This window comes from Streptomyces sp. NPDC055243 (assembly GCF_044544025.1).
GTDB lineage: Bacteria > Actinomycetota > Actinomycetes > Streptomycetales > Streptomycetaceae > Streptomyces.
Genome location: NZ_JBITWR010000001.1, coordinates 200,568 through 222,539 on the forward strand (window position 1 = coordinate 200,568; position 21,972 = coordinate 222,539).

The window sequence follows — 21,972 nt, forward strand, 5'->3', positions numbered from 1 at the left end:
GGACCCGCCATGGCTAGCCCGATGAGCGATGAGCGCGCCACGCTGACGCTCGTCCCCGAGGCCCCGGCGACGGAGGCGGCGACGATCCCGCAGCCGCCCGCGTGGGTGGTGGAGAAGCGCCCGCGCCCCGCGTGGATGCTGTCCGCGAAGGAGCTGCGGCAGTGGGCGGTGTACGCCCGCGACAACACGCTCGACTGGATGCAGTTCCACGCCACCCACAGCCCCTACTACCTGGGCTGGTCGGTGCGCGGCTACCGCAACCTGTGCCTGCGCTGGTGGAAGGCCTACCACGACGGCTACCGGCAGCAGATCGCCACCGCGAAGCTGATGCTCAAGCAGGCCAAGCAGATGCCGCGCGGCAGCGCCCGCGCTGCGGAGGAGTCGAAAGCCCGCGCCGTCCTCGAGGTCCGCCGTGCCGAGTACAAGGCGCACAAGAAGAAGCACTGGATCCGCACCGGCATCAGCGGCCTGGTCGTCGCCATCGGCGTTCCGGTCGGCGCCACGGTGGGCGGACTGTGGGTGCAGCTCCTGATGGCCCTCGCCTTCATCCTCACCGGCGCCTACTTCGGCCGGCCCGAAGACCCCGCCACCCTCCCGGTCACGGCGCCCACCCGCACCTCGCACCTGGGCGAGGACACCATGCGCCGTGTTCTCGTCGAGGCTGGCGCAGTGCCGGATAAGCGGGCCGGAGAGATCCGCGGTGTCGGAATCCCGCACACCGACGGACCCGGCATCGCCTACGCCATCCACACTCCGTCCGGGATCCCCGCCTCCGTCGCCGTAGGCAAGAAGCAGCAGATCGCCGCCGCGCTCGGCGTGCACTCCGACTGGATCGATCTCAGCGTCGGCAGTGTCGAGACAATGCTGCAGATCTGGGTCGCCAGCGAAGACCCGTTCGGCGTGGTCCGACGCTCCCCGCTCGTCGGCCACCAGGGCCCGCTCGACCTGTGGAACGACGGTGCTCCGATCCTCTTCGGCAAGCGGGGCAACGTCATCCGCATGCTGCTGCGCGACCTGATGATGCTGATCGGCGGACGGACCCGGAGCGGCAAGGGGATGCTGCTCGCCAACCTGAACCTGGCCGTGGCGAAGGACGCTCGGATCAACGTCCGGCTCTTTGACGGCAAGGCGTCTGGTGAGCACAACGCTCTCGCCCCGCTGCTGGCCACGTTCGTGAAGAAGAACCCGGAGCGGCTACTGCTGTTCACGCGGGCCGTACTGGAGGATCTCGACCGGCGTGCGGACTTCCTCGACGACCGCGGTAAGTCCAAGCTCACCGAGGACCTGATCGAAGAGATCGGCGGCATCGAGGTCATCGAGATCGATGAGCTTGCGACCTTTACCGCTAAGAGCACCAGCCCATACGTCGAAGAGATCGTTGAGAACCTCTGCCAGATCGGCGCCGTCGGCGCTGGCCTGGGTGTCCTCCTGGTGCTTGCCACGCAGGTGCCCGAGGTGGACGTGGTGCGCGGTCGGCTGCGGCAGAACCTCGTCGTGCGGGCCGCGATGAACACGGAGTCTCCGCAGGCATCCAACACGATCATGGGCGACGGCATGGCCGGGCAGGGCTTCGACGCCTCAACGATCCCGCTCAGCCAGCGAGGCCGGTGCTGGCTCGACACGCCCGACACGGGCACGATCTCGGCCCGCTCTGGTCTGGTTGAGGACGACGACCGACCGCCGATCATCGCCGACGGCTACGAGCTGCGAAAGGCTGCGGGACGGCTGCCCGGACAGTGGCGCGACCCGATCGAGGAGTACCTCGTGGCCCAGACGGGAGTGTCGTCGGCGGCCGGAGGTGATCGTGGAAACGGGCGCATCGTCCGGACCACGCTGCTTGAGCGGATTGAGATTGTGGCCCGCTCCACCGGTCGAGACTGCGCCACCAACGCCGAGATCTATGAGGCCCTGGCACTCGCCGATTCGGTCAAGTATGGGCGGCAGGACGGTGAGGCAGACCGCGGCTGGTCGATTCGCGTCGGGAAGCTCTTGAAGGACGAACTGCAACGGCTCGGCGTCGACATCGAGGTGAAGAAGGTCATCGGACCGGACGGCCAGCGCACGCTCGGCTATCTACTCACCGACGTTACTGCGGCCCGAAATGTCCGCGCCTGACATCGGACAGGCATCGGACACGCGCTACAAAACTCCAGGTCAGCTATCGGACAGGCATCGGACAGGACTGGCCGCTTACCCCTGCGGCTGTCCGCTCGTGTCCGATGCCTGTCCGATAGCCCACCTGCAGGTTTCCGTCCCTTGTCCGCTTCTTGTCCGATCGAAATGAGAGGAAAGTCCGGAAGATGCTCACCATCAAGATCGAGCAGATGACGATCGACGGACACCCCTACCGATGTCCCGAGTGCGCCTCCGAGGCCTTCACCTTCGACGGCGCCGGGTTCATCGACGCGCTGCCGGTGTGGGCGAATTGCTGGCAGTCCCACTCCTGGCAGGAGCCCCTCGTCACCCTCGGGACGCTGAAGCAGATCCAGGCCGCCAGCTCCGGCCGCCAACAGGCCACGGACGAGGACACGTTCGAGATCACCGTCGGCGGTGCGGTCCTCGCCGGGACGCTGCACCCGCAGATCACCGTCGACGACGTGAAGCAGGCCAGCCGCGTGTACTGGCGGCGGATCGCCAAACCCGCCGTGCGACGTCGGAAGCGGGCCGCGATCCGCAGCGTGACGCGCCCCGTGAAGAAGGCGGCGAAGGAAGTAGTCGGCGCGGTCACCGGCACCGCCGACAAGGCGGTCGCCGCCACCAAGGCCGCGGCCCTCACCGCCGCTTGGGACGCCCAGACGGGCGGCCACGAGCCCGACCCCGACTACAAGCCCGAGCCGACCAACCCGTGCGCCGTCTGCATCGACGGCTACATCCCGCTCGACTCCCACATCCACGACATCGCCAAAGTCCGCTGCACCGTGTGCTGCGGCACCGGCAACATCGACTAGGAGACCCCTCATGTCCAGTCCGCAGCCTGAGCGGCACCCGATCCACGCCGCACCTGCGGCTGGACAGTCCGAGCCCACCGACGCCGACCGTGCAGCCGCCCGCCGCCTCATCGCCGCCCTCGATGAACTCCCCACCAGCTTCCGCGACGACACCCCTGTACCGAAGATCGGCGACGCCCCGCCCGTCCAGCAGCCCGGCCGCCCCGCGATGAGCGAGAGGGCCACGGACGCCAGCGTGATGATGATCGCGGGCGGGTTCTTCTCCCTCTGCCTCGGCGCCGCGGTCTCCGCAGTCCTGCACTACTCCGGTCACGCCAACCCGGTCGTCGTCGGCCTCATCTGCGCCGCCCCGCCCATCGCGTTCTTCTCCATCCGGGGCCTGGTCAAGAGCCTCAAGCAGGCCCTGCCCGCCGAGATCCACAACCACTACGAGGGAACCGTCTACCAGGACCAGCGCAACGTCCGCTCGTCGACTCGCGGCGTGTGGGCTAAGACCAACAACACCCCCTGAAGGAGACCTCCGCATGCAGTGCGGAGGGGGCGTCGCGTTGACCGTGCGCCTTCGGCGGCGCGTAAGCGGACGCGACTGTTCGAAGCCCGGAGGGGCATGCCTGCCGCATGCCGACAGGGGATGACGAACGCCGACGAGCGGAAGACGCCCGCTTGTGGGAGCACGGGCTTCACGAAGACACGATGCTGTTCCAGCGCGGCAACCTGTTCCTCGTCGCACAGTCGCTGCTGGCTGTCGCCTACAGCACGACCGTGACGGCTGGAGACACCAAGGCGGCAGCGCGCGTGATGGCCGCATTCGGTATCGCGTTGACCGTGATCTGGCTGTACGTAGGGCACCGTCATCTGCGCTATTGCCGGGCTCTGCAGCGGAGGGCCGCCGAGCGGCTCCCGGATTTCGCGGAGACGCAGGCGGCTTGCCGGCTGCCGGGGTTGAGCGCCCTGCCGTTGATCGTCTACGGCCTGCCCGTGCTCGCCGCGGTGATGTGGGTCGTCCTGCTCGTCGTCACCTAGGGCGGGCTACCCAAGTCTGAGCCCGGCCGTCTCCGTCCGGGGCTCTCCTGTGCGGGCACGGCCCGCGCCATCCACCTGTCGTCCGTGACCTGCCGCGGCGGCAGGGCGGGCTCCAACCCAAGCAGCCCGCACAGGAGTTCTAGCGCCTGCTGGCACTCCCGTTGCGTGTCTGCCTGCACTCCGAAACGGACGGCCATGAGGGCAGTGTGGCGCGGTGGGTGGGGTGGTGTGAGGGGATCTCCGGAAGTCGCCCGTCGCGCCCTCGACTGTGCCATCGGTCTACCGTGTCAACCCGCTGGTGCACAATTGGCTCATCCGTCACCCTGCTTCCCGAACCACCGCGAGGAGCCTGCCGTGCACGACCACCCCACCACCCTGGACGAATACGAGTGGCCCGTCTGCGTGACGCCTGGCTGCGGACGGCAGCTTTGGGTCAGCGAGGCAGGCCGATGGGTATGCCGACCGGATGAGGACGCCACCGCGAAGCGCCTCACCGAACTCCCTGCCCTATTCCGGCACCTGGACACGACCGCGTCGCTGATGCGGGGGGCGCGGCGAATAGGCGGCGGGGGTTCCGGCTCGAAGACGCCGCCGATCCCGCCCCGACTGGAAGTCCTCGCGCTCGTCGGCCCCGGCGGTGTCGCGGCCCGGCTGTCGGCGATCGAGGACTCGTGGCGGCAGGCGCTGGGCTGGACCATCGCACCGTGGCGCGGTTCCCCGGCCCAGGCTGTCCCGCCGCTCGCGAAGTTCCTCGCCGACAATCTGCTTTGGGCGTGCGGCGGTTACGAGTCCGTAGGCGACGACGTCGAGGCGGTCCGCAAGTTGCACGCGGAGTGCACGGCGATCGTTAACGACGAACGCAAGCCCGGCCGCGTCCAGATCGGACTCTGCCCCGTCCAGCTCGACGACGGGCTCTGCCGGGAGCAGCTCACCGCGTCCGCCGCTTCACACCGTGTCCGGTGCGGGAACTGCGGCAGCCGGTGGGAGACCCTGGGGGAGTGGCGGCAACTCCGGGTCGCGCAAGAGCAGGTACTCGCGGAAGCGGCAGGGGTGGCGGCGTGAGCGACAAGATGACGTGCTTCGGCTGCGACTCGCATACTTCATCCGTTCTGCAAGCCTTCCAGGAAGGTGGACCCTGCCCCTACTGCGGCCTGTCCGCTGAAACGATGCTGGAGATCCGGAGCGTCCGCAGGGCGCAAGCAGACGAAGCCCTCAAGGCGAAGTGCGAGGAGACGCTGAAAGAGTTGGGGCAGACGCGGGCGGACCTGAGACGGGCGAACGCGCGGCTTGCTTACATGGAGAGCCTGGTCTCGGACGCGGCCACTCGGCTTGCTACGCCACTCTCCGAAGAAGAGATCGATCAGGTGCAGTGGTGAGCGAGATCGCCAACTTCCTGCGGACCCGGTACGCAGAGCGGCGGGCACTCGCCCTGGCAGCGAAGCCGGGCCCCTGGCATAGCGACGGCGGCAGCGTCTACGCCGCGCATCCCACCGATGAAGTCGTGGACTACACCGAGAGTGCGGACCACATCGCTGCCAACGACCCGGCCGACGTCATCGCCGACCTCGACGCGAAGCTCGCACTCGTGGAGATGCATCCCCCCGAAGAGATCCCAGAGCACAGCCGACGCCCGTGGCACACCTTCACGGTTCAGTGCGCGAGCGAGTCTTGGAAGGTTTACGGCGACGCAGAGAACCGTGTCGAGTACCCGTGCAGAACCCTCCGCCTTCTCGCCCAGCCGTTCGCCGGGCATCCGGATCACAAGGGGGAGGAGTGGGCGCCGTGACGGACCACACGACCCTCGGCGACCGCATGAAGCGGTACGAGGCCACCTATCGTGCCGTGCTCCCGCGGCGCACGTACACGCTGCTCCGTCTGGACGGACGGGCCTTCCACTCCTACCTGCGCGGCGCCGTGAAGCCTTTCGATGAGACCTTCATGGCCGACATGGACGCTGTCGCCGAAGCCCTCTGCGTTGAGATCAGCGGCGCTGCCTTCGCCTACTCGCAGTCCGACGAGATCAGCATCCTCGTCACCGACTTCGCCAGCATCCAGACCCAGCCCTGGTTCGACGGCGTCGTCGCGAAGCTCCTGTCCGTGTCCGCCTCGCTGGCCACCGCTGTCCTCAACGAACGCCGCCCCGGCAAACGGGCCCTCTTCGACGCCCGCGCCTTCACCATCAGCGACCCCGTCGAAGTCGCGAACTACTTCCTGTGGCGGCAACGCGACGCCGTCCGCAACTCGATCAGCATGGCCGCCCAGGCCCACTTCTCCCACAAGCGCCTCCACGGCGTGAGCAGTGCAGGCATGCAGGAACTCCTCTTCACGGAAGCCGGAGTGAACTGGAACGACTACCCCGACGGCTGCAAGCGCGGGCGTGTCGCGGTGCGGCGCACAGGGGAGCGCTCCGTCGAGTACGTCGACAAGCGCACCAGTGAAACCGTGAGCACGGTCGCGGTGCGGTCATGGTGGGAGACCAGCGCGGCCCCGCACTTCACCACCAAGCCCGGCGACTGGCTCGCCAACACGATTCCTGAGATGCCGTCACTGCACGCCCCTTGACATCTTCAGCGCCATGGGTTGCGTCCGTGACCAGGGCGAGCTTATGGTGTGCTTCAGTCGATCTAGCTGTCTGAAGGGCCGTCCTCACCGGGCGGCCCTTTTGTGTGTCCTGGGGGTGACTGAATGCCCGGCCTGCTTATCCCCATCGATCTCGCCGCTCACGTCGCAGGGCATCCCGCAGCGACCATCCGGCGATGGGCCTGCGAAGGCCGCCTCACCCGCCACCCTGACTCGTCAAGACGTAAGAACGGCGTGCTGTACGACATTGACGAGATTCCCGAAGCGGTCCGCGACAAGGACACGCTGAAGCTCGTCGAGCCCGGCGCAACGCCGCCCCACATCGACAGCCCGGCCGCAATGGCCGCCTGAAGCCCCCTGCGCGGTGGTCGACGCAGGGCGGGCCTTGTAGCGCACCCCCAGCGCTCGGCCCCTTGCTGTCCGCCCGGCCGTGGGGGCCGGGCGGACACGCAACCCCCAGACGGCGCGGCCCGGTTGCTCATCCGCCCTCCGTCCCGCCACCTACTTCACCCATGCCGGGCGGCGGGACACCCATCACGGAGGTGGCGGCGATGCGGCGCGCACTCACCACGGTCGGCATCGCTGCCGGACTGCTCCTCGCCAGCGTCGCCGCACCCACCACCGAGGCTGGACCGACGTGGAAGCTGCGCTTCTCCGACGCCTTCAACACCACCGTGGCGAAGGGCCGCTTCACCGACTGCGATCACCACGCCGACACGCCGACCGCGTACTGCGGCGGCCTCACCGGCGCGGTGCGGACCAACTGGTGGGCGTACCCGAAGGGCTGGCCCGACACCGCCACCCAGCGCTCGTATCCGGTCGGTGGCGTCTACGATCCGGCGTCCACGGTGTGGGTATCGGGCGGGCAGATGCACATCCGCATGTGGCGCGGCAGTAGCGGACCGGTGCATTCGGCAGCCGTCGTGCCGAAGAAGCTCATGAACCAGCGCTACGGCCGGTACGAGGAACGCTTCCGGGTGTCCAAGGTCGCGGTCGGCTACAAGAGCGCGCACCTGCTGTGGCCCGTCGTGAATGACGGCTGCTCCGAGATCGATTTTCCCGAGTTGGAGTGGGCCGAGACCATCGCGGCCTTCGCGCACCCCTCCAACTGCGGGCGCCAGGCCGCGTTCGACACCGGCAAGCGGTGGTCCGACTGGCACACCTCGCGGATCGATTGGAAGCCCGGCGAGGTCAGCTTCTACCTCGACGGGAAGCTGATCGGCCGCTCCAAGAGCAGCGTCCCCAGCAAGCCGATGAGCTGGATCATCCAGAACGAGGCTGCGCTCAACGGGGACCGGGCCGCGCCGAATTCGTCCGCGCAGATGGACATCGCTTACGTCAAGGGCTGGACCTGGGGCTGACCCCCGAGAGGAAGATCAAAATGGCCAACATCGTCTTCAATGTGGCCCTCGGGAAGATCGCTAGCCTCGCTGCGCTCCCCGCCACCAACGACGCCCTCATCGCCGTCCCCATCGAAACATCCGGCATCGTCGCCGACTCCGTCATGCGCGACTACGACGACCTCGGCGCGCTCCTCGCCGGCGCCTCCAACGAGCAGACCACCATGGGCCGCAAGACCCTGACCGGTGTCACCGTCACCGTCGACGACACCAACGACCGGGTAGCCGTCGACGCAGCGGACATCTCATGGACCGCCGCCACCGGCAACGCGATCTCCGCGATCGTCATCTGCTACGACCCCGACACCACCGGCGGCACCGACGCCGACATCGTGCCGCTGACGAAGCACGACTTCACGCTGACCCCAGACGGCTCGGACGTCTCGGCAACGGTCACGGATCTCTTCCGCGCGACGTCGGCGGCCTGATCATGCCGCTCGACGCGACAGGACGAGCACGCACTCTCGCCCAGCTGATGCGGGACTCCAGCCTGTCGTTCGCCGGGATCACCAAGCCGGATCTCGCCGCGGCAGTAGCCGCGACAGACGACTGGATCGACGCCAACCAGGCTTCGTTCAACAGCGCGCTCCCGCAGCCGTTTCGCGGAGCCGCAAGCCTCGCCGTGAAGACCTTGCTGTTCTGCTACGTGGCGATGCGCCGGGCGAACCGGCTCCGGGCGGAGGAGGACGGCTGACATGGCCAACGTCCGACTCGACCTCGACCCCGAGCAGGCCGTGTTCCTCGGCAGCGCGTTCCCGCAGTACGACAAGTTCAACGGCACGAACTTTCCCGTGAGCGGCTTGCGGTATGACGCGGCCGGTACGGAGACGGCGTACTGGAAGCTCGACAGCTTCGGCTACGGCTCCGGGAACATCACCTGCGACCTGCTGTGGCAGGCGGAGAACGCCACCAGCGGCGTGGTCCGCTGGGAGGTCGCCATCGCGGCCATTACCGCGGACACCGACAGCCAGGATGTCACGACGAAGGCTTTCGCGACGGCACTGACCGTCGACGACACGCACCTGGGCACGACCGGCAAGCGCGTCATGCTCGCCACCGTGGCCATCTCCAACCTCGACAGCGTCGCCGCCGGCGACCTGGTCTGGGTGAAGATCTCCCGGCTCGGTGCGCATGCCAACGACACCATGGCCAACGATGCGTGGCTCCTTCAGGCGAGGCTGACGTACTCGGACACGTAGGGGACCGATCATGGCCGTCAGGTTTGCAGCGGACGGCCAGGACTACACCACCTCGCTCACCCTCGGCTCGCAGGCCGCGATCTCCGCCAGCTGCTGGGTGAAGATCACCACGGACCGGAATGCGTTCTCCACGGCCATCAGCCTCGACAGCGGCACCGGCGACGCGCTGTTCATCCAGACCGCCGTCAACGGCACCACCATGGGGATCTATGAAGAGCCCCTCGGGAACTTCGCGGGCACCGGGCGGGCGCTGACCGTCGGTACCTGGTACTGGTTCGGATTCTCGATCAACGGCACCACGGGCACCATGTACTCGCGGGCCCTGGCCGACACCACCGTCGCCACCGCAGCCCTCACCGGCCTGCAAGCCACCCACAACATCGCGACCCTCCGCATCGGCGAATCCGCGTGGGGCACCGAGTGGTTGAACGGGGCTGTCACCGCCGTCAAGGTCTGGACGGCGGCGCTCGCGCAGGCCGAGCTGGAGAACGAGGCCCTCGCCCACCGCCCGCGGCGCACCGCCAACCTGGCCGCCTGGTATCCGTTGACCCGGGCGGAGACCGCCGACTACAGCGGCAACACCAAGACCCTCACGGGCGGGACCGGTGCGGCCACTGAAGACGGTCCCGGTATCGGCTGGGGGCCTGGACGGCCGCGCCGCGTCAAGAAGGCCAGCAGCGTCAGCCAGGCGCTCACCCTCGCGGCCGAGACCGGCACCGCGCAGGCGTTGGGCATGGCCAAGCGGCGCGACCTCGGTGTGGCCTCCGCGCTCGGCACCGCGCAGAGCCTCGCCCGCCGCAAGACCCAGACGCTCTCGATCGCCGCAGAGACCGACACGGCGCAGGCCGTCACCAGCCCCGGCACCCCGCTCGCCTCGCTGGTCGACGACTTCAACGACGGCACCGTCGACACGGTCCTGTGGCCCAACAGTTTCGGCACCTACTCCGAGACCGGCGGCCGGGCACGCGTCGCCTGCGCCACCGGATACAGCGCCTTCAGCTCGGCCCTCGACTACACGCTCACCGACTCGTCGGTGTTCCTGCGCTCCTACCCGCCCGCAGCGGGTGGCGCGACGACCGAGGCCTGGTCGCAGATCCTCATCAAGTCCGCTGTGGCCGGTACGGATATCGGGTTCGAGCACCGGCTGACGACCGGCGAGCTCACGATGTTCAGCCGTGTCGGGTTCGTCGACGGCGGCGAAGTCGCCATCGCCTACTCGGCCACCGATCACGCCTGGTTGCGGATCCGCGAGACGGGCGGCACCACCTACTGGGACACCAGCCCCGACGGTGCGACCTGGACGAACCGCCGCTCCCTGGCCAGCCCGGCCTGGACGAGCGACAACAACCTCGAGTTCCAGCTCATCGCCCACCGCTCCGACGGCACCGACGACTTCGCCGAGTTCGACAACGTCAACGTCGCCCCCGCGATCGTCATCGCGGTCGGGACAGCGGGGGAGTCCGACGGCGCCCAGCAGCTCGGCGCCCGCAAGACAAAGACTCCGGGCCTCGCCAGCGAGACGGGCAGCGCCCAGGCCCTCGCGGTACGCAAGGCCAAGACGGTCGGGCTCGGCGCGGAGAGCGGTGCCACTCAGGCGTTGACCCGCCGTAAGAGCAAGACCGTCGGCCCGTCGACCGCCACGGAAACGTCGCTGGGTCTCGGCAAGACGAAGCGGCTGCCCCTCGGCGTGGCGCAGTCCGCCGACGCAGCGCAGCCTCTCCAGTCGACCAAGACCGCACCTGTCCCCACCGCTCAGAGCGGCGAGGACGCGCGGGCGCTCGGCAAGAGCAAGACGACCGCGGTCGGCACTACGGGCGAGACGGATACAGCCGTCCAGCTCGCAGCTGGCCGGGCGCGCCTTCTGGCGTTGGCAGCCGAGGAGGGCACCGCTCGGCAGCTGGGGCGGAGCCGATCCCTCGGCCAGTCCTTCGAGGACGAGGCCGCGCAGCCCATCGGCCGAGTCAAGACCAAGCCCTTGCAGTTGACGGCCGAGTCGACAGTCGGCCAGGCGTTCGGCGCCGTCAAGACGCGGCAGCTGTCGCCTGCTGTCGGGCAGGAGGCCGCGCAGGCGCTGGGCCAGACCCGGAGCCGCACGCTCGGGACTGCGGTCGAAGAGACGGCAGCTCTGCCGATCGGGGCCGCCAAGAGCAAGGTGCTGCCGTCCCCGCTCGGCGCGGAGGCTTCGCAGCCGCTGCTCGCCGTCAAGACCGGCTCCCTCGGTCAGGCGTCGGGTGTCGAGGCGGCTCAGCCTGTCGGCCGGGTCAAGGCCCTGCCGCTGTCGGCCGTTACGGCCGACGAGGTGGCTCAGCCGCTCGGCGGTGCACGCGACGTACCCCTGGGTTCTGCCGGCGAGACCGGCACGGCCCTGCCCCTCGGCTCGAGCAAGACCGCGGCACTCTCGCCCGCCGACGGCCTGGATGCCGCTGTCGGACTGACGGCGGGCAAGGCCCGTGCCGTTGGCGCGGCGGACGTGGTGGAAGTCGCCCAGACTCTCACCTCGGCCAAGCGGCGGGCGCTCGCACCTGCGGCCGTCGTCGACACGGCTCAGCCGCTGGGTGCCCGCAGGGCGCGCCCGATCGGCATCGCCACGGAGTCGGCGCAGGCCCTGCCGCTCACTGCTGCCGACTCCATCGCCGCGGCCGTCGAGGTCGGGACCGCGCACCCGCTGGGTCGCAGCAAGACGAAGGCCATCAGTGGCGCCGTCGAGACTGCGGCGAGCATCCCGCTCGCTGCGGGCAAGATGGCGGCCCTCGGTACGGCTGTTGAGGCGGACGCCGCACGCCCCGTCTCGACGGCACCGCGCTTCGGCATCGCGGCCAGTACCGAGTTCGCGATGGCGCTGCGGCGGGCGAAGCGGACCGCCCTCAGCGCAGCGGGGGCTGCGGAAGCATCCGGGCTGCTGGCCGTTCGCAAGGCGCGGCCGATCAATCCGGCCACGGAGGCGGACGCTGCGCTCGCCTTCGGCTCCAGCGTTCCGCCGCCCACCGACCGGGACATCGTCGTCGGCGCCCCGTACAGCCCCTGGAAGTCCGGCGAGCCGCACGGCGACACCTACACCAGCGGCATCACTGCCAGCCCCTGGCAGCCCGGGACGCCGCACGGCGACGACTACAGCGCGGGCGCCCCGGATGACTCGGACTGGGAGGTGGCCGCCCCGTGCTGATCCCCGCCACCAGCACCGAGTACCTGCACGTTCCCGTCACCGCCCCGGCTGGTGTCGACCTCACCGGAGCCCCGGTGAAGATCGCAGCTGTCGCGCACCGCGACAACCCCAGCGGCACGGAGTGGAAGACCGCCGAATGGAATGCAGGCGAAGCCCGGCTACTCATCGGCCCCGGCAGCGAACTCGCGCTCACCCGCGGCGATTACAGCGTCTGGGTGTCCGTCGATCCCCCGGGCGCCGAGAACATCACCCGTAAGTCCGGACACCTCGGCGTCACCTAGGAGGCGGCGGCGGGAGGGGTTCGCTGCGGGGCGGCGGCTCTTACGAAGTTTCGTTCGCCCCGCGCCTGCCGGTCGACTATTGATCGCCCTATTCCGAGACGCCGGGCGATGCTCAGGTGGCTCTCTCCCGTCTTGAGGGCCGCTTCTATTTGAGTGTCGATCTCTGGTGTCGTTGCCACCGGTCGACCGCGCGGGAGATTCTTCTCCTTCAGGTCGGTCATGTTGTCCTGATGAGTTCCCAGGAACCAGTGGCGTGGGTTGTGGCACCATCCGTGATCGCATGTGTGGCAAACATGAAGATCGCCGGGCGGGAATCCATTCCAGACCTCCCAGCCCACACGAGTTGCTATGCGCGTCTTCCCCTGCCAGCGGAACGCCCCACGGTCACCTCGCGTGTAGGCGCCCGTCCACGGCCAACAGTCGTCAGGGCCAAGTCGGTCGACTTTGTCGAAGTAGCGGTCTCGCTCACTTCTCCGTGGCGCTGACGCCAAAGGGTCGCCGAAACGATGCCAGCGCAGATAGTGAGCTCGACACCATCCGCGCGACTGGACGTGAATTGGGTTTGCGCAATCGGCTATTGAGCACATGCCTGCATTTTATTCGATAACCGGCCGAAAAGGCGGTGATTGTCATAAGTGACAACCTTTCAAATACGGCCGAGAACCGGACCCTCGACTGGATCATGGGGACGGCGACGACCGCGCCCACGTTGCCGCTGAAGGTAGCCCTCGTTACCGCGAACGGATCCGACTCTGCGGCGGGCACCGAGGTCACCGGCGGGTCCTACGTCCGCAAGAACTTGGCGGTCGGAGCCGCCTCCAGCGGCGCAACCTCCAACAGCGCGGACATCGTCTGGACCGGCATGCCCGCCGGGACGATCGTCGGCGTCGAAATCTGGGACTCTGCGGGCAGCCCGGTGCGCTGGTGGTACGGGACCCTCGCTGCCAGCCGCACCCTCGCCTCCGGGGATGAGTGCAGATTCCCGGCAGGCACCTTGACCTTCGCGCTGGCGTGATCGGGGGCGGTCGTGGCCCTGATCGGAACTCTCCAGGACAACTTCAACGACAACGCCATCGGGCCCGACTGGGGCAACAGCTACGGCGGCGTCAGCGAGACCGGCGGTAAGGCCCGGGTCCCGTGCGTGGCAGGGGTGTTCGCCGGCTATCAGACCGCGAAGGACTGGACGCTGGCGGGCAGTAGTGCCTTCGTCCAGTTGCCGTTGGCTGCGGCGGCGAACGGCGCTTCGACGGAAGCCCAGACCACGTTCAACATCATTCAGGCGACTGCCGGAACGTCGATCGCCATCAACATCAACACGGTGGCGAACACGATCCGCTTCGAGAACAACGTCGGCTACACCGACGGCTCTGCGGTCTCCCTCACCTACAGCGCCGTCACCCACGCCTGGCTCCGCATCCGCGAGACCGGCGGAACACTGTTCTGGGATACCTCCACCGACGGGTCCTCCTGGACGAACCGGCGCTCCATCTCCACCCCCGCCTGGGTCACCAGCAGCGTCAACGCGGTCGCGGTTGAGATGTACTCGTGGCGCAACAGCGGCAGCACGAACTACTCCGAGTGGGACAACTTCAACACGGCGGCAAGCTCGGCGGCTGTGCACTTCATGTCGGCCACCCTCACCGCCGACGGTGCTCTCGGGTCCGCTCTCACTCCGTCAGCGGTCCTCGGCGCCAGCCTTGAAGCCGGGAGCAGCCTCGACGCTTCCGTCACACAGGTAGCCGTCCTCGGCGCCGACTTGACCGCCAGCGCCACCCTCGGTGCACAGACCGACGCCGCAGCCCGCGATGACCTCACGCCTCTTCTCGGCAGGCCGCAGGGCGGATGGACGGTGAGCGCGCCATGGATCTAGCCGCGATCTCCACCGAGTACGTGAAGGTCACCGTCGTGGCGAAGGCGGGCGGCGCCACCATCAATCCGGCCGTCCCGCCACAGTTCGCGTTCCTCGCCACCGACGTCAGCCCCGAACCCGGCGACTGGCTCACCGGCGAATGGCTCGCCCCTCACGCCCGCGTCCTTGTTGGCCCCAACGGTGGCAGCGTCACCCTCGAACCGGCCGACTACAAGGTGTGGATCAAGTTCGCGGGTGGCTCCGAAACCCCCATCCATCGCACCGGCACTCTCACCGTCTACTAGGAGCCCGCGCCATGGCCGACGATCTCCTCGTCATCATCCCCACCCGCGGCAGGCCCCAGGCCGTGCCGGAGATCATGCAAGCCTGGGACGACACCGGCGCCACCGCCGACGTGTTGTTCTGCGTCGACAAAGACGACCCCGAGCTCGCCGCGTACAAGGCGCACGCCAAGACGTATGCCGACGACGGCCGGGTCAGGTTCGTGTTCTGGGCGCGCAAGCGGCTCTGCGGGACGTTGAACCAGGCCGCAGTGAAGAACGCCGGCGCCTACCGATTCCTCGCCTTCCTTGGCGACGACCATCGGCCGCGCTCGGAAGGCTGGGACGCCCGGTTCCGCGAGTGCCTCTCCGGCGGCGGTCCCGGTCTCGTCTACGGCAATGACCTGCTCATGGGTGAGCAGATGCCGACTGCCGTCGCCATGACGTCAGACATCGTCACGACGCTGGGCTACTTCAGCCCGCCCGTGCTGGTCCACCTGTGCCTCGACCTGGTGTGGCTGGAGTGGGGCCGCGGTCTCGGTCGCATCACCTACCTCGACGACCTGGTCATCGAGCACATGCATCCGGCGAACGGCAAGGCGGTCGTCGATGCGGGCTACGAGGAGTGCAACAGCCCCGAGCAGGTCGGAGCCGACGGCGCCGCCTACTACGACTACCGGGACAACGGCGGCCTCGAAGCCGACCTCGACAAGCTGAGGGCGCTCCTGTGACCCGCCAGCGTCTCCGGCCCGCGCACACGACCGAGCAGCTTGCGGAGATCTACCCGCAGCCCCATGATCACACCCGGTGGCGCGACCACCACGTCCGCGTGGACGCCACGATCGCGCTCGCCAAGGGCGTCGAGAACGTGCAGTCGGTTGCCGACCTGTCCTGCGGGGACGCCGCCATCGCGCGGGCCGTCGGTGCGGAGACGACGATCCTCGGCGACTACGCGCCCGGCTACGACATCCAGGGCGCCATCGAGGACACCATTCACGGCCTCCCCGACGTCGACCTGTACGTCTGCTCGGAGAGCATCGAACACCTCGACGACCCGGACGCGGTGCTGAAGCTGATCCGCGGGAAAGCCCGGCATCTGGTGCTCACGACCCCGGTCGACAACTGGGGCGACGCCAACATCGAGCACTACTGGGCGTGGTCCCGCGCCGACGTTGAGCAGATGCTCACCGCCGCCGGATGGACGGTGCAGGTCACCAACATCCTCGACATGCGCGGCGCCTGGTCCCCCTACTGCTTCGGCATGTGGGTCTGCGCGTGAACCATCCACCCCCAAGCGTCGGCGCCATCGTTCACTACGTCAGCCGCGGCGAGGTGTACGGCGACAACTCGTGGCGTCCAGGGCCGTGCCGAGCCGCCATCGTCACGAACGTGATCGAGCCCGGAAAGCCAGATTCCTACGTCGACCTCGTCATCTTCGACCCCAACGGCTGGCAGATCGACGGCGCCGTCAAGCGAGACGACGCCCGCGCCGCTGACCAGACGTGGCACTGGCCCACCCCCGACTGCTGAGGAGGCGACATGCGGGTCCTCCTCTCTGGCGCTTCCGGCTTCGTAGGCCGTCACCTGCATCAGGCGCTGCTCGACCGGGGCGACAGGGTCCTCGGAATCGACCTCAACGCCACCCCGCTCGCCCACGGTGGCGATGCCCTCGACTTCTTCCGCAAGGACGACCGGCGCTGGGACCTCGCGATCCACGCGGCGGCGGTCGTCGGCGGCCGGGCCAGCATCGACGGATCGCCGCTCGGAGTCGCCACCAACCTCGCGCTGGACAGCTGGTACTTCCGGTGGCTCATCCGTACCGGCACGCCGCGCGCCGTGTACTTCTCCAGCAGTGCGGCGTATCCGGTCGCGTTGCAGCAGCGCGGCCCGGTCCGCCGGCTCGTCGAGACGGACATCGACTACAAGCAGCCCGGGCGCCCCGACGCCACCTACGGGATGGCGAAGCTGGCGGGTGAGCAGCTCGCGAAGTATGCCGAGGCTGAAGGCTGCCGCGTTCACATCCTGCGGCCGATGTCGGGCTATGGCGAAGATCAGGCGGACTGCTATCCCTTCCCCGCGTTCATCCGCCGGGCCCGCGAGCGGCAGGACCCGTTCGAGATCTGGGGCGACGGCAGCTCGACGCGGGACTGGATACACATAGACGACCTCGTCGGCGCCACGCTTGCGGCCGTCGACCAGGACGCGGCCGGGCCGATCAACGTCGGCTGGGGCCGGGCCACATCCTTCGACGAACTCGCCGAGCTCGTCACCGCCGAAGCCGGATACCAGCCCGAGCTGAAGCACCTCGCGACCGCGCCGCAAGGCGTGCATCACCGGGTGTGTGATCCGAAGCGGATGCTCGACGTGTACCAGCCCAAGATCGAGCTGGAAGAGGGCATCCGCCGTGCACTCGCAGGGAGATGACGGCATGCCCGCACCCGACTACGCCCTCATCGACCGCCTCGAACGCGAACTCGGCATCGGTGATCGCGCGCGCAAGAAGCACATACAGACGGCCCGCCCGGTGTGCCTCATCAAGGACTGCGACGGCACCGACACCGACATCAGCACCTGGGGCGGCGGGCTCGTCATGCGCATCCACGAACACTGACCACCCCACACCGGAAGGCCCGCGCCAATGGCCGAGTTACTCAAGGAAGCCCGCCTCGAACCCGGCGGAACGTGGACCATCACTTTCAGCGACGGCAGCGCCCAGACCGTCAACGCCGACTGGATCGAACCCGTAGGCCGCTGGGTTGAGTTCCGCTCTTCGGACGGGCTCGTCGCCATCGCGAGAGCCGACGCGACCGACCTCGTCGCCTACACGCCACCAGGAAGCTGACCCTCCGGAGCCCGCGCCATGGATCTCCACGCCTGGATCACCCAGCAAGTCGACCGTGCCGAAGCTGGCGCGCGTGACGCCCTGGACGAGTTCGTCTACTTCGACGTCACTGACGATCGGATCGCCCAGCACTACCAGCGGTCAGGCTCACCGGAGACCGTCCTGCGTCGCTGCGAGGCGGACCGCCGCATCCTCGCCCGGCGCCGAGTCGACCCGACTGCGGCAACCAGCCGGACGTTCGCCACAGCCTGCGACGGCTGCCGCAGCGAATGGGTTCAGGACGACTGTGAGCCGCTCACCGACAACATCAACGACTGCCCCGAACTCCTCGACCTCGCCCACGCCCACGGGCTGACCGACGAGATCCTCGCCGGACTCGACCGACCGCAGCCACCCGAGCCGACCCCGGCGCAGAAGCGGAGACTCCGCGAACGCGCCCGCTTGATCGTTCCCATCACCACCAGCGACGGGCCCGAAGCGCTACGCGGGCCCCGCCGGAAGTAACCGACCACCCCACAGGAGCCCGCGCCATGGCCCGCTACCGCAAGAAGCCCGTCGAGATCGACGCCGTTCAGTACGGTCTCGCCGAGTACGCCGACAATCCGTGGGAGATCAGAGGCGAGGTCCCGCAGTGGCTGCAAGACGCGGCCCGCGAGGGTGTCGTAGTACCGGAGTTCCGCAGCGAGGATTACTGGTACCTGAAGATTAAGACCCTCGAAGGCGACATGTACGTTTCTCCGGACGACTGGATCGTGCGAGGTGTTCAAGGAGAGTTGTACCCGGTCAAGCCCGGCATCTTCGCCGCCACTTACGAGGCGGTGGACGGCTGATGCATGACCCGCTCACCGTCGCGTTCGAGATCCGCCGCCCCTGGCCGAAGCCGGACAGGTGGAAGACCGAGCACTCCGCTCGGACCGGGACTCGCTGGCAGTTCAACGGCGCCTTCTGGGTGGTCGCCGGACGCGGTCTCTACTGGCCCTGTCTGATCACCGTGTGGCACCGGGACCCGTCCGGCTACGACGACACCACCTGTCGCGGCACACGCTGGCAGTGGCACGTCCACCACTGGAAAATCCAGGTCAGTCCACTTCAACAACTCCGGCGGCGGCTCCTCACCCGCTGCGCCTGGTGCGGCGGGCGATCCGTGAAGGGCGACGCGGTCAACCACTCCCACCAGTGGGACGGGCCGCGCGCCCGCTGGTGGCAGGGGGAACGAGGCCTGTTCCACGCGGACTGCTCTTCGATCAGGCGGGCCCATTCGACCTGCGTGTGTGCACTACCCGTCCTGGATAGCGGCAACTACGGGCGCTGCGGAGAATGCGACCTGTTCCGGCCCTTCGGATCCACGGACGCCAACCTCGCGCGGGCCAGGCACTTGCAGGCCGTACCGCGCGGCGGCCGTCGTGCCGACACTGAGGAGGGGCCCGTGCGGGACGAGGCGGTGGACGGCTGATGGCCCGCATCCAGATCCTCGAACTCCCCATGGTCCACGTCGGCGACGTCAGCGAGACACCGTTCCTGCTCGTTATCGATCAGTGGACTGCCGACTCCCTCGAAGAACATGCGGCACTGACCGCGTACTGGGACGATCTCGCCAACAAGATCGGCGCACGAGGGGTTCTCTGCACCGACCGAACCATCGACATCCCCGCCAACGGGGTGGAGTTCGGTACCGACGCAGCCTTCAAGGCTGACGTTCAGGACTGGGCCGCAGGAACCAACGAGACGCTCTGGCGCATCGTCGAGGCGGTCGGCGGCACGAAGCGCCCCAGGCGAGACACGAGCCCAAGGCCGGTACCCCACGACTACGCCGCCGATGCCTGACGTGACCGTCAAGCTGTCCGACGGCATCCGCGAAGTCTCCGTTGAGATCCACGGCAGCGACGACGACCCCCTCGCCCACGCCGAAGCAGCGGCGGTCCGACTCCTCGGAGTCGCGGCAGCCACCGCACCGGCCGGGCAACGGACCGGGTTCGCAGGCTGGGCACTCGCCAGCGACACCGAACGCAGCCCCGAGGAGTAGCGATGACATCCTCCTGGAACTCCCTGCCCCGCTGGCTACATCGCCACGGCGTCGCCCGCACCCTCAGCAGCAGAAGCAACAGCGACTGGCCCGACGTGGAATACCTCATGGAATCCCGCCGGTGGACACCCCGCTGGCTCGTCATCTGGGCAGCGAACTCGAACTTCGCGTGGTCATACAGCAGTCGGGCCTCCCGCCTCCACCTCGCCGACGTGCAGAAGCACGCCACTGCGCGCGACGGAAGCCGACGCTGGACGATTTGGTACCGGCCGACATGAGCGGCGGATGGCAGAACAGTGGGCGCAAGGCGAGGCTGCCGTCCGGATGGGCGAGGATTCGAGCGCGGATCTTGGAGCGCGACAAGACGTGCGTTCTCTGCGGCCTGAGGCCGTCGACCCACTGCGATCACATCGTGGCGAAGGCGGACCTCAACGGACCTGCGGATCTTCAGGGAGTTTGCGGACCCTGCCATGATCGAAAAAGCAGTCGCGAGGGGAACGAAGCGCAGCGCGCCAACCCCAGGCCCGGACGGAAACGACCGCCCGAACCCCATCCAGGTATGAGGTGACCTCATGATCTCCACCTACGTCCGCGTCCCGCACGGCACCGACCCACTCGACGCCGCCATGAACGAGATCCTCTGGAGCGCTGCCAAGAAGTACGTCTTCCTCAAGCGGCCCCTCGACCTCAAGCTCACCCCGACAACGCAGGGGCACGCTCAGCTCGCCACCATCCTCGGCCTCGAACCTGACAGCGGCCACGACGTGTACCGCGTCGACAGCGAGACCGAACCATGCCCGCATACCTGATCATCCACGCCGAACGGCGTGGCGACGACACCCTCATCGAAGACCCGAAACTCACCCTCCAGTTCACCGACGGCTGGGTCATCTTCAAAGACCACACCCCCTTCGGAGAACACGACCTCACCGGAGGAACCCACGTCGTGCTCGCCATCCCCGCCGCGCAAGTCCTACGCGTCGAACGGGTAGACGAAGGCCCGGAGCCCGAAGACCAGAAGCCCGCGCCAAACGAGGAGTGATCCACGTGGCGAGCAAGGGACGAGGAAACCGCAGCCGGCGAGGGAACGCAGCCCAGCTCAAGACCTACTGGTCGACCGGAGCAGGCTCAGCAAAGATCCGCTGGAACACGCGGGGTGATCACACGCGATGCTCCAAGCAGCTGGCGAAGTACCTCGGACCCAGAGCCAAGGCCTACTGCGCGAGGCTCCACTTCGAACGCACAGGAGTCTGGCCAGGCGACCGACGCAACGTCGGTCGGCGACGGTGAGCTCCACACTGCACGTCACGCCACTGCGTGACCTAGTCAGCCACGACACCAGCACGGTCGAGCCCGACTGCGTGTGCGGACCTGAGGTCAGGCCAGTCACCCGAGAGGACGGGTCGACGGCATGGCTGCTGGTCCACCACTCCCTCGACGGCAGGGAGCAGGGCTACCCCGAGGGGTAGGGCAGGCGGTGCCGCCGCCCCTATGTCCGCCTCGTACCGGGGCAGGCGGGCAGGGCACGGGCAGGGCAGCGGTCGGGGTGAGGCATGCATGCACTGCATGGTGATGCGATGTTGATCGCGTCAGAGTGATCAGTTGTTGATCGTCGAGTTGATCAATGATGAAGTCGAAGAAGATCAAGAGTAAAGATCGATTCGTGAGACCAACTGGCTTGAGTAACTGAGGCCTTAGGGGATTTCATGGTCAACGCGACCGCCTGGATGACCTCGGAGTGATCTCTGACTGATCCAAGCGATCTCGGATGTGACCGACACAATGATCACGCCTCTGACCTGGGGGGATAGGCCTGACCTGCGATTATGCGGATCGGGACCGTATACGCGCTGTCCTTCTGTACGGGTCTGGGGATTTTGGGGGTGGCCTGGATGGGCGGTGTTGGGCCAGCACCGAAGGACCCTTCTCGTCGGGCGCGCCGCAACAAGGAGGGGCAGCCGCAGACGATCCTTCGCTTTGAGCGTGCCGAGCCTCCCGTGCTGCCGGACTTTCGCATCGAGCAGGACGGCGACCTCGTCGAGTTTGTCTGGCCGGAGCGCACGCGTGAGTGGTGGCAGATGTGGATCGACTCGCCGCAGGCCGAGCATTTCGGGTCGACCGACTGGGACTTCCTGTTGGACACCGCTCTGATCCACGCTCGCCTCTGGCGTGGCGACCTCTCAGTGGCTCCCGAACTGCGCCTCCGGGTGGCCAAGCACGGCGCCACGATGGAGGACCGGGCGAGGCTTCGGATGGCGTTCGCCGAGGCCGACGGCGCAGACGGCGGGCAGGGCTCGTCAGGTGCCGAGGTCGCAAAGGCGCGGTACGCGAAGCTGCGGGTCATCAAGCCCGGCCAGGGGGGCGAAACTTCCGGGGGGTGATC

At 68.1% G+C, this 21,972-nt stretch carries 33 protein-coding genes; all 33 read left to right on the forward strand.

Translation table 11 applies throughout. The features are described 5' to 3' along the window. The first annotated feature begins 9 nt into the window (after positions 1–9). Complete coding sequence (locus ACIGXX_RS01180) at positions 10–2,115, forward strand: hypothetical protein (protein WP_399971624.1); 2,106 nt, start codon at positions 10–12, stop codon at positions 2,113–2,115. A gap of 185 nt (positions 2,116–2,300) precedes the next feature. Beyond that, positions 2,301–2,948: a hypothetical protein gene (locus ACIGXX_RS01185; protein WP_399971626.1), complete on the forward strand. Its 648-nt coding sequence runs from the start codon at positions 2,301–2,303 to the stop codon at positions 2,946–2,948. A 10-nt stretch (positions 2,949–2,958) separates the two neighbouring features. After that, the gene (locus ACIGXX_RS01190; protein WP_399971628.1) at positions 2,959–3,459 is read left to right on the forward strand and encodes a hypothetical protein; all 501 of its coding nucleotides are present in this window, start codon (positions 2,959–2,961) and stop codon (positions 3,457–3,459) included. 182 nt (positions 3,460–3,641) lie between these two features. Next, positions 3,642–3,971 (forward strand): hypothetical protein, encoded by a 330-nt coding sequence (locus ACIGXX_RS01195; protein WP_399971629.1) that lies wholly within the window; start codon positions 3,642–3,644, stop codon positions 3,969–3,971. 354 nt (positions 3,972–4,325) lie between these two features. Next, a complete protein-coding gene (locus tag ACIGXX_RS01200; RefSeq protein ID WP_399971631.1) occupies positions 4,326–5,033 on the forward strand; it encodes a hypothetical protein in 708 nt (235 codons plus the stop codon). After that, positions 5,030–5,347: a hypothetical protein gene (locus ACIGXX_RS01205; protein ID WP_399971633.1), complete on the forward strand. Its 318-nt coding sequence runs from the start codon at positions 5,030–5,032 to the stop codon at positions 5,345–5,347. Before ACIGXX_RS01200 ends, ACIGXX_RS01205 begins: the two co-directional genes overlap by 4 nt. Beyond that, positions 5,344–5,757, forward strand: coding sequence for a DUF6221 family protein (locus ACIGXX_RS01210; protein ID WP_399971635.1), 414 nt, complete (start codon positions 5,344–5,346; stop codon positions 5,755–5,757). The genes ACIGXX_RS01205 and ACIGXX_RS01210 overlap by 4 nt, the downstream gene beginning before the upstream one ends. Beyond that, positions 5,754–6,533 (forward strand): tRNA(His) guanylyltransferase Thg1 family protein, encoded by a 780-nt coding sequence (locus tag ACIGXX_RS01215; RefSeq protein WP_399971637.1) that lies wholly within the window; start codon positions 5,754–5,756, stop codon positions 6,531–6,533. Before ACIGXX_RS01210 ends, ACIGXX_RS01215 begins: the two co-directional genes overlap by 4 nt. A 123-nt stretch (positions 6,534–6,656) precedes the next feature. After that, entirely contained in the window at positions 6,657–6,902 is a 246-nt protein-coding gene (locus ACIGXX_RS01220) for a hypothetical protein (RefSeq protein ID WP_399971640.1), read from the forward strand. A gap of 200 nt (positions 6,903–7,102) precedes the next feature. Further along, positions 7,103–7,912 (forward strand): glycoside hydrolase family 16 protein, encoded by an 810-nt coding sequence (locus tag ACIGXX_RS01225; protein WP_399971642.1) that lies wholly within the window; start codon positions 7,103–7,105, stop codon positions 7,910–7,912. A 20-nt stretch (positions 7,913–7,932) separates the two neighbouring features. Continuing rightward, positions 7,933–8,379: a hypothetical protein gene (locus tag ACIGXX_RS01230; protein WP_399971644.1), complete on the forward strand. Its 447-nt coding sequence runs from the start codon at positions 7,933–7,935 to the stop codon at positions 8,377–8,379. A gap of 2 nt (positions 8,380–8,381) precedes the next feature. Beyond that, positions 8,382–8,645, forward strand: coding sequence for a hypothetical protein (locus ACIGXX_RS01235; RefSeq protein WP_399971646.1), 264 nt, complete (start codon positions 8,382–8,384; stop codon positions 8,643–8,645). Between the two features lies 1 nt (position 8,646). Beyond that, positions 8,647–9,150, forward strand: a complete 504-nt coding sequence (locus tag ACIGXX_RS01240; RefSeq protein ID WP_399971648.1) for a hypothetical protein — start codon at positions 8,647–8,649, stop codon at positions 9,148–9,150. 10 nt (positions 9,151–9,160) lie between these two features. Beyond that, positions 9,161–12,313 carry a LamG-like jellyroll fold domain-containing protein gene (locus tag ACIGXX_RS01245; RefSeq protein WP_399971650.1) on the forward strand — a complete coding sequence of 1,051 codons (3,153 nt, stop codon included), beginning with the start codon at positions 9,161–9,163 and terminating at the stop codon, positions 12,311–12,313. Beyond that, positions 12,307–12,594: a hypothetical protein gene (locus ACIGXX_RS01250; RefSeq protein ID WP_399971652.1), complete on the forward strand. Its 288-nt coding sequence runs from the start codon at positions 12,307–12,309 to the stop codon at positions 12,592–12,594. Before ACIGXX_RS01245 ends, ACIGXX_RS01250 begins: the two co-directional genes overlap by 7 nt. Before the next feature lie 682 nt (positions 12,595–13,276). Further along, positions 13,277–13,609, forward strand: a complete 333-nt coding sequence (locus ACIGXX_RS01255) for a hypothetical protein (protein WP_399971654.1) — start codon at positions 13,277–13,279, stop codon at positions 13,607–13,609. A gap of 12 nt (positions 13,610–13,621) precedes the next feature. Continuing rightward, positions 13,622–14,464, forward strand: a complete 843-nt coding sequence (locus ACIGXX_RS01260; RefSeq protein ID WP_399971656.1) for a hypothetical protein — start codon at positions 13,622–13,624, stop codon at positions 14,462–14,464. Continuing rightward, on the forward strand, positions 14,455–14,748 hold the full coding sequence (locus ACIGXX_RS01265; RefSeq protein ID WP_399971658.1) for a hypothetical protein: 294 nt from the start codon (positions 14,455–14,457) through the stop codon (positions 14,746–14,748). The genes ACIGXX_RS01260 and ACIGXX_RS01265 overlap by 10 nt, the downstream gene beginning before the upstream one ends. Positions 14,749–14,759: 11 nt before the next feature. After that, positions 14,760–15,455, forward strand: a complete 696-nt coding sequence (locus ACIGXX_RS01270) for a hypothetical protein (protein WP_399971660.1) — start codon at positions 14,760–14,762, stop codon at positions 15,453–15,455. After that, on the forward strand, positions 15,452–16,003 hold the full coding sequence (locus ACIGXX_RS01275) for a hypothetical protein (protein ID WP_399971662.1): 552 nt from the start codon (positions 15,452–15,454) through the stop codon (positions 16,001–16,003). Before ACIGXX_RS01270 ends, ACIGXX_RS01275 begins: the two co-directional genes overlap by 4 nt. 110 nt (positions 16,004–16,113) lie before the next feature. Further along, on the forward strand, positions 16,114–16,254 hold the full coding sequence (locus tag ACIGXX_RS01280) for a hypothetical protein (RefSeq protein WP_399971664.1): 141 nt from the start codon (positions 16,114–16,116) through the stop codon (positions 16,252–16,254). Between the two features lie 9 nt (positions 16,255–16,263). Then, positions 16,264–17,148, forward strand: a complete 885-nt coding sequence (locus ACIGXX_RS01285; protein WP_399971666.1) for an NAD-dependent epimerase/dehydratase family protein — start codon at positions 16,264–16,266, stop codon at positions 17,146–17,148. A 4-nt stretch (positions 17,149–17,152) separates the two neighbouring features. Then, positions 17,153–17,335: a hypothetical protein gene (locus ACIGXX_RS01290; RefSeq protein ID WP_399971668.1), complete on the forward strand. Its 183-nt coding sequence runs from the start codon at positions 17,153–17,155 to the stop codon at positions 17,333–17,335. A gap of 27 nt (positions 17,336–17,362) precedes the next feature. Then, positions 17,363–17,566, forward strand: coding sequence for a hypothetical protein (locus ACIGXX_RS01295; protein WP_399971670.1), 204 nt, complete (start codon positions 17,363–17,365; stop codon positions 17,564–17,566). Between the two features lie 18 nt (positions 17,567–17,584). Beyond that, entirely contained in the window at positions 17,585–18,070 is a 486-nt protein-coding gene (locus tag ACIGXX_RS01300) for a hypothetical protein (RefSeq protein ID WP_399971672.1), read from the forward strand. Positions 18,071–18,096: 26 nt separating this feature from the next. Beyond that, positions 18,097–18,396 carry a hypothetical protein gene (locus tag ACIGXX_RS01305; RefSeq protein ID WP_399971674.1) on the forward strand — a complete coding sequence of 100 codons (300 nt, stop codon included), beginning with the start codon at positions 18,097–18,099 and terminating at the stop codon, positions 18,394–18,396. Then, positions 18,396–19,019, forward strand: coding sequence for a hypothetical protein (locus ACIGXX_RS01310; protein WP_399971676.1), 624 nt, complete (start codon positions 18,396–18,398; stop codon positions 19,017–19,019). The genes ACIGXX_RS01305 and ACIGXX_RS01310 overlap by 1 nt, the downstream gene beginning before the upstream one ends. Continuing rightward, positions 19,019–19,390 carry a hypothetical protein gene (locus ACIGXX_RS01315; RefSeq protein WP_399971678.1) on the forward strand — a complete coding sequence of 124 codons (372 nt, stop codon included), beginning with the start codon at positions 19,019–19,021 and terminating at the stop codon, positions 19,388–19,390. The genes ACIGXX_RS01310 and ACIGXX_RS01315 overlap by 1 nt, the downstream gene beginning before the upstream one ends. Further along, positions 19,383–19,589, forward strand: a complete 207-nt coding sequence (locus tag ACIGXX_RS01320; protein ID WP_399971680.1) for a hypothetical protein — start codon at positions 19,383–19,385, stop codon at positions 19,587–19,589. Before ACIGXX_RS01315 ends, ACIGXX_RS01320 begins: the two co-directional genes overlap by 8 nt. Before the next feature lie 572 nt (positions 19,590–20,161). Further along, complete coding sequence (locus tag ACIGXX_RS01325; protein WP_399971682.1) at positions 20,162–20,398, forward strand: hypothetical protein; 237 nt, start codon at positions 20,162–20,164, stop codon at positions 20,396–20,398. After that, positions 20,383–20,631: a hypothetical protein gene (locus tag ACIGXX_RS01330; RefSeq protein WP_399971684.1), complete on the forward strand. Its 249-nt coding sequence runs from the start codon at positions 20,383–20,385 to the stop codon at positions 20,629–20,631. The genes ACIGXX_RS01325 and ACIGXX_RS01330 overlap by 16 nt, the downstream gene beginning before the upstream one ends. A 244-nt stretch (positions 20,632–20,875) precedes the next feature. After that, positions 20,876–21,058 (forward strand): hypothetical protein, encoded by a 183-nt coding sequence (locus ACIGXX_RS01335; RefSeq protein WP_399971686.1) that lies wholly within the window; start codon positions 20,876–20,878, stop codon positions 21,056–21,058. A gap of 357 nt (positions 21,059–21,415) precedes the next feature. Then, a complete protein-coding gene (locus ACIGXX_RS01340) occupies positions 21,416–21,970 on the forward strand; it encodes a hypothetical protein (protein WP_399971688.1) in 555 nt (184 codons plus the stop codon). The last annotated feature ends 2 nt before the right edge of the window (positions 21,971–21,972 follow it).

Coding starts and splice junctions, on each gene's coding strand:
- ACIGXX_RS01180 (WP_399971624.1), top strand. CDS start 10: ATGGCTAGCCCGATGAGCGATGAGCGCGCCACGCTGACGCTCGTCCCC.
- ACIGXX_RS01340 (WP_399971688.1), top strand. CDS start 21,416: ATGCGGATCGGGACCGTATACGCGCTGTCCTTCTGTACGGGTCTGGGG.
- ACIGXX_RS01235 (WP_399971646.1), top strand. CDS start 8,382: ATGCCGCTCGACGCGACAGGACGAGCACGCACTCTCGCCCAGCTGATG.
- ACIGXX_RS01240 (WP_399971648.1), top strand. CDS start 8,647: ATGGCCAACGTCCGACTCGACCTCGACCCCGAGCAGGCCGTGTTCCTC.
- ACIGXX_RS01320 (WP_399971680.1), top strand. CDS start 19,383: ATGCCTGACGTGACCGTCAAGCTGTCCGACGGCATCCGCGAAGTCTCC.
- ACIGXX_RS01230 (WP_399971644.1), top strand. CDS start 7,933: ATGGCCAACATCGTCTTCAATGTGGCCCTCGGGAAGATCGCTAGCCTC.
- ACIGXX_RS01265 (WP_399971658.1), top strand. CDS start 14,455: ATGGATCTAGCCGCGATCTCCACCGAGTACGTGAAGGTCACCGTCGTG.
- ACIGXX_RS01255 (WP_399971654.1), top strand. CDS start 13,277: ATGGGGACGGCGACGACCGCGCCCACGTTGCCGCTGAAGGTAGCCCTC.
- ACIGXX_RS01295 (WP_399971670.1), top strand. CDS start 17,363: ATGGCCGAGTTACTCAAGGAAGCCCGCCTCGAACCCGGCGGAACGTGG.
- ACIGXX_RS01315 (WP_399971678.1), top strand. CDS start 19,019: ATGGCCCGCATCCAGATCCTCGAACTCCCCATGGTCCACGTCGGCGAC.
- ACIGXX_RS01305 (WP_399971674.1), top strand. CDS start 18,097: ATGGCCCGCTACCGCAAGAAGCCCGTCGAGATCGACGCCGTTCAGTAC.
- ACIGXX_RS01220 (WP_399971640.1), top strand. CDS start 6,657: ATGCCCGGCCTGCTTATCCCCATCGATCTCGCCGCTCACGTCGCAGGG.
- ACIGXX_RS01195 (WP_399971629.1), top strand. CDS start 3,642: ATGCTGTTCCAGCGCGGCAACCTGTTCCTCGTCGCACAGTCGCTGCTG.
- ACIGXX_RS01310 (WP_399971676.1), top strand. CDS start 18,396: ATGCATGACCCGCTCACCGTCGCGTTCGAGATCCGCCGCCCCTGGCCG.
- ACIGXX_RS01300 (WP_399971672.1), top strand. CDS start 17,585: ATGGATCTCCACGCCTGGATCACCCAGCAAGTCGACCGTGCCGAAGCT.
- ACIGXX_RS01245 (WP_399971650.1), top strand. CDS start 9,161: ATGGCCGTCAGGTTTGCAGCGGACGGCCAGGACTACACCACCTCGCTC.
- ACIGXX_RS01225 (WP_399971642.1), top strand. CDS start 7,103: ATGCGGCGCGCACTCACCACGGTCGGCATCGCTGCCGGACTGCTCCTC.
- ACIGXX_RS01325 (WP_399971682.1), top strand. CDS start 20,162: ATGATCTCCACCTACGTCCGCGTCCCGCACGGCACCGACCCACTCGAC.
- ACIGXX_RS01290 (WP_399971668.1), top strand. CDS start 17,153: ATGCCCGCACCCGACTACGCCCTCATCGACCGCCTCGAACGCGAACTC.
- ACIGXX_RS01270 (WP_399971660.1), top strand. CDS start 14,760: ATGGCCGACGATCTCCTCGTCATCATCCCCACCCGCGGCAGGCCCCAG.
- ACIGXX_RS01185 (WP_399971626.1), top strand. CDS start 2,301: ATGCTCACCATCAAGATCGAGCAGATGACGATCGACGGACACCCCTAC.
- ACIGXX_RS01285 (WP_399971666.1), top strand. CDS start 16,264: ATGCGGGTCCTCCTCTCTGGCGCTTCCGGCTTCGTAGGCCGTCACCTG.
- ACIGXX_RS01190 (WP_399971628.1), top strand. CDS start 2,959: ATGTCCAGTCCGCAGCCTGAGCGGCACCCGATCCACGCCGCACCTGCG.
- ACIGXX_RS01330 (WP_399971684.1), top strand. CDS start 20,383: ATGCCCGCATACCTGATCATCCACGCCGAACGGCGTGGCGACGACACC.